The following is a 2,351-nucleotide window of genomic DNA, read 5'->3' on the forward strand; positions in this document are numbered from 1 at the left end:
GGGGCGAGCTGCTCGCCGAGGCCGGCAGGCTGCTCGACGAACGGCCCGCGGCCCCGCCGGCCCGCGCCTTCGCCCCGCTGCTGCCTGCCGCCTTCCTGGCCGCGCCGGTGTCGGAGCCGGTGCGCCACCAGTGGCTGGGCCGCTTCGAGGGCGCGTCCTTCGGCAGCGTCGTGCTGCTGGCTCACGTCGCCGATGCGAAGCCGCTGCCCGGCCTGCAAGGCCCAGGCGTGCAATGGGTGGACAAGGTCGGCGAGATCTCCGCCGTGCTGGCCCGCACCCGCGTGCTGATGGCCTGGGTGATCGGCGCGAGCTACCTGCTGGTGTTCGCCGCGCTGGGCTGGCGCTTCGGCCGCCGCGCCTGGCGCGCGCTGCTGCCCACGCTGCTGGCCAGCGCGCTGGCGCTGGCCTTGCCGGCGCTGTTCGGCCAGCCGCTGCAGCTGTTCAACGTGCTGGCCCTGCTGCTGATCCTGGGCATGGGCGTGGACTACGGCATCTTCCTGCTGGAGCAGCCGGCGCGCAGTGCGATCCGCCCCTTCCTTTCCGTCAGCCTCGCCGCGGCCTCCACGCTGCTGGCCTTCGGCCTGCTGGCCCTGTCCGGTACGCCGGCCCTGCGCGCCTTCGGCCTGACGATGCTGCTGGGCATCGCGCTGGCCTGGTTCCTCACACCGCTGTTCATGCCCGACACCCGCGAATGACCCTTGCCGCCAGCAACCGCTTTGTCCGCCGCCACATGCGCACGCTCGAGATGATCGGCGTGCTGATGCGCATCTTCAGCTTCAGCCTGGTGAGCTGGATGGGGCCGGCCAGCCCCTTCATGTTCGTGTGGGTCTTCAACACGATCGACGCCGCGCTGCTGTCGTGGTGCTCGGCGCTGAAGCGCGACCGCGCCTACACCTTGCTCAATACCTTCTGGATCCTGGTCGGCCTGGTCGGCATCGCGCGCGCCGCCGACTGGCTCCATTGAGCCGAAGCATTTCAAACAGGGAGAACCACACGATGTCGCAAGTCCAGGAACGAGAAATCGTCATCATCGGGGCCGGCCCGGCCGGCTCGGTCGCCGCGGGCCTGCTGCGCAAGCAGGGGCGTGACGTGCTGGTGATCGAGCAGCAGCAGTTCCCGCGCTTCTCGATCGGCGAGAGCCTGCTGCCGCAGTCGATGGTCTACATCGAGGAGGCCGGCTTCCTGCAGGATGTCGTCGAGGCCGGCTTCCAGTACAAGAACGGGGCCGCCTTCCGCCGCGGCGACAAGGCCACCGCCTTCGACTTCCGCGACAAGTTCTCGGCCGGCTGGGGCACCACCTACCAGGTGCAGCGCGCCAGCTTCGACCATGTGCTCGCCAAGGCCGCCGAGAAGGCCGGTGCGGAGGTCCGCTACCAGCACCAGGTGATGGCGGTGGACGTCGCCGGCGAGCAGCCGCGGCTGACCGTCAAGTCACCGGACGGTGACATCTACGAGGTTCGCGCCCGATTCCTGCTGGACGCCAGCGGCTTCGGCCGCGTGCTGCCGCGCCTGTTGGACCTGGAGACGCCGTCGAACTTCCCGCTTCGCGGCGCCTTCTTCACCCATGTGGAAGACCGCATCAGCGATCCCGGCTTCGACCGCAACAAGATCCTGGTCAGCGTGCACCCGGAGCATGTGGACGTCTGGTTCTGGACCATCCCGTTCTCCAACGGCCGCTGCTCGCAGGGCGTGGTGGCGCGCAGCGAGTTCTTCGCCAGCTACGAGGGCGACGAGACCGCCAGGCTGCGCGCCATCATCGCCGAGACGCCCACGCTGGCCGGCCTGCTGAAGGATGCCGTGTGGGACACCCCCGCCCGCACGCTGAACGGCTATGCGGCCAACGTGAAATCGCTCTGGGGCCGCAACTTCGCGCTGCTGGGCAATGCCGGCGAGTTCCTGGACCCGGTCTTCTCCAGCGGCGTGACGATCGCGGTCAAGTCGGCCAGCCTCGCGGCTGCGGCGATCGCCCGCCAGCTGGCCGGCGAGGCGGTGGACTGGGAGGCCGACTACGCGGTGCCGCTGAAGGGTGGCGTCGACGCCTTCCGCGCCTTCGTCGAGAGCTGGTATCGCGGCGGCTTCCAGGACGTGATCTTCCATCGCGAGCAGTCGCCCGAGGTGCGCCGCATGATCTCCGCCATCCTGGCCGGCTATGCCTGGGATCGGGGCAATCCGTACGTCGCACAGCCCGCGCGGCTGAAGACGCTGGAGCAGCTGTGCGCCACCGCCGGCTGATCCTGGCCGCGGCGCTGGCCCTGGGCCTGGCTGCCTGCGCGAGCGTGCCGCAGCCGGCGCGGCCCGGCCTGCCCGAGCCGCGCCTGGCGCCGGCCAGCCTGGGTGCCGGCGGTGGGCTC

The 2,351-nt window shown here is 70.5% G+C and carries 2 protein-coding genes and 1 pseudogene; all 3 read left to right on the top strand.

The window, feature by feature from the left end:
• A pseudogene (locus B0W88_RS34030) lies at window positions 1–695 on the top strand (hypothetical protein); the annotation flags it as partial.
• Window positions 692–964 (top strand): hypothetical protein, encoded by a 273-nt coding sequence (locus B0W88_RS31210; protein ID WP_198937995.1) that lies wholly within the window; start codon window positions 692–694, stop codon window positions 962–964. The pseudogene B0W88_RS34030 and the gene B0W88_RS31210, both read left to right, overlap by 4 nt.
• A gap of 32 nt (window positions 965–996) precedes the next feature.
• On the top strand, window positions 997–2,232 hold the full coding sequence (locus tag B0W88_RS31215) for an NAD(P)/FAD-dependent oxidoreductase (RefSeq protein WP_077038350.1): 1,236 nt from the start codon (window positions 997–999) through the stop codon (window positions 2,230–2,232).
• The last annotated feature ends 119 nt before the right edge of the window (window positions 2,233–2,351 follow it).

This window comes from Pelomonas sp. KK5 (assembly GCF_001984095.1).
Classification (GTDB): Bacteria; Pseudomonadota; Gammaproteobacteria; order Burkholderiales; family Burkholderiaceae_C; genus KK5.